The organism is Cyanobium sp. Alchichica 3B3-8F6, assembly GCF_024346435.1.
Classification (GTDB): domain Bacteria; phylum Cyanobacteriota; class Cyanobacteriia; order PCC-6307; family Cyanobiaceae; genus Cyanobium_A.
Genome location: NZ_JAGQCZ010000034.1, coordinates 1 through 5,820, shown reverse-complemented (window position 1 = coordinate 5,820; position 5,820 = coordinate 1). Strand labels below are relative to the sequence as shown.

General features: G+C 59.5%; 8 protein-coding genes. 4 read left to right on the top strand and 4 right to left on the bottom strand.

Annotated elements, in window-relative coordinates; genetic code table 11:
- Positions 1-396: 396 nt before the first annotated feature.
- Both KBY65_RS13855 and KBY65_RS13850 read left to right on the top strand, forming a co-directional pair.
- Positions 397-1,221, top strand: a complete 825-nt coding sequence (locus KBY65_RS13855) for a DUF268 domain-containing protein (protein WP_094561788.1) — start codon at positions 397-399, stop codon at positions 1,219-1,221.
- A 547-nt stretch (positions 1,222-1,768) separates the two neighbouring features.
- Positions 1,769-2,080, top strand: coding sequence for a hypothetical protein (locus KBY65_RS13850; protein WP_094561495.1), 312 nt, complete (start codon positions 1,769-1,771; stop codon positions 2,078-2,080).
- A 19-nt stretch (positions 2,081-2,099) separates the two neighbouring features.
- Here KBY65_RS13850 and KBY65_RS13845 read toward each other — a convergent pair whose 3' ends face one another.
- Positions 2,100-3,152: a glycosyltransferase family 4 protein gene (locus tag KBY65_RS13845; RefSeq protein WP_143592917.1), complete on the bottom strand. Its 1,053-nt coding sequence runs from the start codon at positions 3,150-3,152 to the stop codon at positions 2,100-2,102.
- An 84-nt stretch (positions 3,153-3,236) separates the two neighbouring features.
- Between KBY65_RS13845 and KBY65_RS13840 the strand changes: the two genes are divergently transcribed.
- Complete coding sequence (locus tag KBY65_RS13840; protein WP_255001981.1) at positions 3,237-3,848, top strand: chorismate lyase; 612 nt, start codon at positions 3,237-3,239, stop codon at positions 3,846-3,848.
- Positions 3,849-3,951: 103 nt separating this feature from the next.
- Positions 3,952-4,503, top strand: a complete 552-nt coding sequence (locus KBY65_RS13835; protein WP_255001980.1) for a hypothetical protein — start codon at positions 3,952-3,954, stop codon at positions 4,501-4,503.
- Here the strand turns inward: KBY65_RS13835 and KBY65_RS13830 are convergent.
- The 3 genes from KBY65_RS13830 to KBY65_RS13820 form a co-directional block, all read right to left on the bottom strand.
- Positions 4,443-4,964 carry a DUF1269 domain-containing protein gene (locus KBY65_RS13830; RefSeq protein WP_255001978.1) on the bottom strand — a complete coding sequence of 174 codons (522 nt, stop codon included), beginning with the start codon at positions 4,962-4,964 and terminating at the stop codon, positions 4,443-4,445. The genes KBY65_RS13835 and KBY65_RS13830 overlap by 61 nt on opposite strands.
- A 72-nt stretch (positions 4,965-5,036) precedes the next feature.
- Positions 5,037-5,555, bottom strand: a complete 519-nt coding sequence (locus tag KBY65_RS13825) for a hypothetical protein (RefSeq protein WP_255001977.1) — start codon at positions 5,553-5,555, stop codon at positions 5,037-5,039.
- A gap of 21 nt (positions 5,556-5,576) precedes the next feature.
- Positions 5,577-5,714, bottom strand: a complete 138-nt coding sequence (locus tag KBY65_RS13820; protein ID WP_255001976.1) for a hypothetical protein — start codon at positions 5,712-5,714, stop codon at positions 5,577-5,579.
- Between the last annotated feature and the right edge of the window lie 106 nt (positions 5,715-5,820).

The following is a 5,820-nucleotide window of genomic DNA, read 5'->3' as shown; positions in this document are numbered from 1 at the left end:
TGCTCCGAACAGGGTCACAGACCGGCCCACCCATTGCCACAGCTAAAGACTGAGGGAGTTGAGCCGTCAGCCCCGGCGTAGCCGGGGCTGATCCCCCCGAGTTACACCACTCCATGGGACGCCGCTGCTGAAATCAAGGCAGCTTGCTGGAAGCTTTTTCAGGAGTCCCTGATTATCATCTATATGAGATAACCAAACTAACCTATCAATGATGCTACGACCCCAGCCGACCTACCACGCTAGAAATCCCTTTTGCTGCTGGTTGGGCAACGATGAAAGGACGGATTAGGGATCAGCACATGGTACCCAGATCCTTGGTGAGAAGTTAAGCCAACCACACAACCAACCATACAAAACCACTGTAGAATCAATAAAAGAGCAAGAGCTTTCCATCAAATGCCAAAAACAGATCTAAATAGTTTGTCATCTGCACTTAACTTGCCTAGCCTGAATCGCCTCAAGTCAAACTCAGCGCTTTATGGATACATAAGATATATTCTAAACTTCCGAAAACTAAAACGCTCAATAGCAAGCGGCGAGTTAAGTTCAATGCCAGGTTCAGTGAAGAACTTTGGAAAGTCACGACCAATCTTAAATGAATTTCTATCAGCTGCAGGCACTGCTTCAGGGCACTACTTTCATCAAGACCTATTAGTAGCTAATCATATCTATCACCATAAACCCACGGTTCATCTTGATATTGGTAGCAGGATTGATGGGTTCATTGCCCACCTGCTCTCGTTTGATCAGAATACAATTCTTGGTGACATCCGCCCAGTAGAGTTTGATAACAAAAATATTTCATTTATTCTCATGGACCTAAGCGGCGAGCTGGATCGTTCCCTGCTGGGAAGATACGAATCAATCAGCTGCCTACATGCTATTGAGCACATTGGTCTTGGTAGATACGGCGATCCAGTCAATGCAATAGGCCATTATGTAGCTTTAAAGAACCTAAGCAGCCTTTTATCTAGCTCTGGGACACTCTATCTGTCATATCCATTTGGAATAAAGAGCAGGATCGAATATAACGCACACCGCGTTATCTCCCTCGCAGAAAGTCGCGATATGTTTTACTTAAATAAGCTTGTCGCCAGAAAATTTGCTTACGTAAATGACGCCGGCAATCTCGTCAATGTCAGCAAAGTTGCCGACATTGATTGGGACTATAGCTACCATCAAAAATACGGATGCGCAATTTGGGTGCTCCATAAAGAATGATTCAAAAGCTATCAGGTTTACCCAGGCTTACCAAAAGACAGGCAACAAACCGCTGCTCAACCAACCCACCGGCAGCTCTGCACTCAACTATTGACCTCTCATCGGAGACTGCAAACCCCTGTTTTTCACAGAGATTGCAGAGCTAGCAGCAAAGCACTATAGTATGTTCCGATGTCAATACTTAAAACTGTGGACTACTTGAGGCAACTCAGAGAGACTGTGCTGCGATCCGTCTCACCCATTGTGCATAATCTACCTCACGTACGAAAACTATTCTCCTGGTATTCAAAATCAAAATGTGCTCCACCGGCTCCACATTTTGTCAAGCAAGGTTCTACTTAGGCATGGAACCAAAGACTGCGCATGGAACCGCCAGGCTTTCCTCCAGTTGTAGAGGGTCACCACGTGAATGCTCAGCTCCGCTGAGATCTGGGAAACGCTCTGCCGCCGTGGCGGACTCCTCCGCCTCCTGACGTCAGCCTTAACGGCCTCGCTGTAACAACGCATTGCTCATGTCCTCAAGCCCCCGGGTGTACTGACAACAGGGGTGACATCTTTCCTGATACCGGGGGATCAAGCGTTGATCGAAGTTGCTCTTGGCACAGGCATCATTGGCCTGGCCTGCTTCCTGATTTATTATATTTACATGGCCAGGTATTTATTTGTGTATCGTGGTCTTTTGGAGGACCAAAGGGGCTTAGGCCTGGCAGGAACTCTGGCATTCCTATTGATGTGGTTCCCACTTGGAACCCATTATGACGTTTATGGATCAATGCAACTCTTTTACTCCTTTTATTTTCTGGCAATTGGCTTTTCGGCATGCCCTGAAAAGACTGACAAACAGATCCAGGCTTACTGATGACTTGGTTGACCACCGCCTAGTTGGAACGCATGATCTGGCTATAGACCTGATGAATACAATCAGCTTCATGCTCGATCGAATGGGCCGCAACTGCTTTAGATTTCGCCGCAGATGCCATCTGATCAAGTCGCACTGCGTCACCCATCAGAGCATCCAGGCAAGCAAACAGAGCTGCTGGCTGACCCATATTGATGGCACAACCAAAGTCATGGTGAATGATCCATGGCCAGGCACCTGCTGTTGAAGTGACCGGTACACAACCACTGGCCATCGCCTCTAGGGGGGTCAGGCCAAAACCCTCGCGACGCGAGGCTGCCACACAGATGGAAGTGCGTTGATACCAGCGCCGGATCTCGGTCGATTCCAGATCACCCACAAACCAGATACGCTGCTCGAGCCCAGCAGCCACAATTCGCTGTTTGAGGGAATCTAGGAAGGGCTGATCGCGGCGTTGACACAGGCCGGTGACCACACCCATCCAACCCGAATGGTGGGGCAGCAGTTGGATCAAGGCCTCCACGAACAGGTCGGTGCCCTTGCTGGGGCGGATCCGCCCGAAGCTGGCGATCACCTGCTTTCCAGCCAGGCCCACCTCCGCCAGGGCCGCCTGGCGATCGGCAGGCGGGTGAAACAGCTGGCAATCCACCCCGTGAAAGATCACCGCATCGCAGTGCTCCAGAAACGCAGCCGAGCGCGGAGAAGTGGCGATCACCGCATCGCAACGCCGGATCAGCTGGCCCAGCCACCAACCCGGGGGTTTCGGGGCCGCCGAGGTGAACACCACCCGCCAGGGCTGCCGCAGCAGCGAACGGAGCAACAGGCCGATCAGAATTTCGATGTCACGGCGAGCATGCCAAATGCGCCAGCGACCCCGATGGGGCCGGCTCCAGCCCCAGCGCAGCAACGACCAGAACCCGATCTCACCCCCCAAGCCCAGCTGACCCCAGTCCCACACCACCAGCTCCTGCTGATGCCGCTGCCACGGCACCAGCGCCTGCACGGTGGCGGAGACGCCCGTGAAGCGCCTGTGCAGGTTGGTGACGACAACATCCGCCAGCACCGCCAGCACCCAGGGGATTCAACGCTACCCGGGCCAGCACAGCGGACCGGCTCCCGCCGCCAGAATCACCCGATGGACACCGGTCGCGGCAAAATGGGGCTTCTGCCTTCTCCCCATCCCCGCTGGCAGCTGAACCTCAGCGATGGCAGCACAGCCGCCGGTGATCAACGCCTGAGCGGGCCCTGGCGGCTGCTCTTGTTGGGGGATGGCAGCCCCACCCGGCACCTGGAGTCGCTCACGGGCGAGCCGGTGGAGATCGAGTTGATCGCCATGGCGCCAGAACCCACCAACCCTCCGGGGGGTGGCGCCCAGCAGCCCACGAGCGCCCCGCCACCGCCGGAGATCGCCGAACTGGATGGGCCACTGCTGCGGCGTCAGGTGTGGCTGCGCTGCGGCGACCAGACCCTGGCCTGGGCTGAGAGCTGGTGGAATCAGCAGCAGGCCGATGCCTATCTCCAGCAGCGGGAGCAGCCGATCTGGCGCAGCCTCACCAGCCATCGGGCTGAGCTATTTCGGGAGGTGGATGGGCTGGCCCTCGTGGATGCCCCCTGGCTGGAGGAGCGCTTTGGCCATGTGGGCCCCTTCTGGAGCCGCCATTACCGCTTTTTCCGCGGCGGCAAGGAGCTCACCGTGATCCGGGAAGTGTTTTCGCCGGCCCTGGAGCACTGGCTGGGGCCCGTTGCAAACCGCACCACAACGCCATAACAGTTTGCAAACTCGGTAACGGCTTGCAGCAATAAGGGCTTGACGGATTGACGCTGGTCATGCTCTTCGCAGCATGGGGGCACTCGCGCCGGCAAACCGGGCTATGATCACCTCTACCAAGACCACCCCCACGCCGCCTACTGCCAACCCGCCTGCTACCAATCCGGCGCAGGCCCACTGGTTGAGCCTGACCGACCTCGGCCGGATCTATGGCATTTCCGCCGTGCATTGCGGCCGGCTGCTGAGCGAGGCCGGCCTGCGCCAGGGCAACGGTGCCCCCAGCCCCAGCGCCCTGCGCCAAGGCCTGGCCTACCAACACCATCCCCAGTCCCCCAACCCCAGCGCTGTTTGGAACGCGCAGGGCTGCAGCCCACTGCTGCAGGAGCAGGGTCTACGGCCCATGGCCGAACACCAGTTGGTGGGCCAGTGGGCCGACCTACTGGTGGCCCTGGTGCAGGGCTCACCCGCGATCAGCACCTCCGCCGACGAAATGGCAAGCGACCTGCCCCAGGAGCTGGTGCGGCCGGTGAACCTGGAACTGCAGCAACGGGGCTGCAGCTTTCAGGTGGGAGCCCGCACTCCCAGCCGACACGCTCAACCCAAGCGCAGGGCCTCGGCCTGCAGGCGGGCCCGCTCCAGCAGATCGCGCAGCTGATCCTCGTCGGTGTGGCTGAGGTTGGTGCGCAGCAGCTTGGCGTGGGGGGCATGGGCGCGCAGGCACTCGATCACCCGATCCGGCGTCGCTTCGCGCACCAACAAACACAGGGCCGCACTGCCGCGGGGCAGGGTCTCACCCAACTCCCGCATGAAGCCATCGTTGATGCCGATGTCGGAGAGGGAACCGGACGCCGCACCCACCCCCGCACCCACCGCCGCACCGAGCAACGGGTTGAGGAACAGCAGGCCCACCAAAGTGCCCCAGAAGCCGCCGCCCAGGGCACCGGCCGCCGTCATGTTGATGGCCTGACGCAGGTGCACCTGGCCCTCGCTGTCGTGCTCCACCACCACCGCATCCTCGAGGGCGATCAGCTGCTCGCGCTGGATGTCCACCAGCTCCCGACGCACCTGCTCGGCCTCCTCGGCCTTGGGAAACCCAACCACCACAAGGCTGCCCATCCCATCCCCTGCATCTGAAGCAAGGCTAGTGAGGAAACCTGGCCCGGCCCGGCAGCCAGGACGGCAGCCGGTTCAGCGGCGCCGGGTGGAGCGGGGCAGAGCGCGGCCAGGGGTTGGGCCATCTCCGGCAGCAGGGCCGCCGTCAGAAGGCGAGGCACTGAAGACCGATCGGCCGCTGGAGGCCTGCCGCTGCCACCGGGGCACCGTGAAGGTCTCGTCGTCGGGCCACTCAGAGGGATCGGCTGGCTGGGAAGGCTGAGCCCTGGAAACTGTCGGCAGGGCAGCCGCGGTGCGACGGGATATGGCGTCCAGGGGACGGCGACGCGCGGGCACAGGTGCGCTGGGTTCCGGCCTCGCCTCCTGCCAGGGCTCTCGCCAATCGTCGTCGTCTTCGAGGATCCAATCGAGCTTGTTTTCCACCCAGCGACCCAAACCATCCAGCCGGGCACGGCGCCCATCGCCGCGGGTCGCCGAGCGCGCACCCGAGCGGGAGCCGGGCCGGGCGCCAGACACCCCATCCACCAGCTGCCGGCCCGCACTCACCAGCCGGTCAAAACGCTGCTCAACCGGATCAGACCGAAACTCAGGCATGGGTCCAGGTTAGGGATCCAGCTAGCGGCGCCGGCCCGCCAACCAGCGCTCGCGACCCAGGCCAACCAGGGCGATGGTGAGCCCGCCAAATTCCAGGGTCCAGAGGAACACACCCATGGCGATGCCGAGCTGGCGTGACCCTAGGAGCCTGTCGCACATTCCAGCAGGCACAGCTTCCCCTCTCCCCGTTGCTTGGGGGTGAGCTCGGAGGGTTGCTCTTTGCAGGGGCCTGAGCGGCCCTGAGCAGTGCTCCCTCCCTCAGCTT

What these genes read in the sequence shown, in the direction of transcription:
- KBY65_RS13855 (WP_094561788.1), top strand. Translation starts at nt 397, where the DNA reads ATGCCAAAAACAGATCTAAATAGTTTGTCATCTGCACTTAACTTGCCT.
- KBY65_RS13840 (WP_255001981.1), top strand. Translation starts at nt 3,237, where the DNA reads ATGGGGCTTCTGCCTTCTCCCCATCCCCGCTGGCAGCTGAACCTCAGC.
- KBY65_RS13835 (WP_255001980.1), top strand. Translation starts at nt 3,952, where the DNA reads ATGATCACCTCTACCAAGACCACCCCCACGCCGCCTACTGCCAACCCG.
- KBY65_RS13830 (WP_255001978.1), bottom strand. Translation starts at nt 4,964, where the DNA reads ATGGGCAGCCTTGTGGTGGTTGGGTTTCCCAAGGCCGAGGAGGCCGAG.
- KBY65_RS13825 (WP_255001977.1), bottom strand. Translation starts at nt 5,555, where the DNA reads ATGCCTGAGTTTCGGTCTGATCCGGTTGAGCAGCGTTTTGACCGGCTG.
- KBY65_RS13820 (WP_255001976.1), bottom strand. Translation starts at nt 5,714, where the DNA reads ATGTGCGACAGGCTCCTAGGGTCACGCCAGCTCGGCATCGCCATGGGT.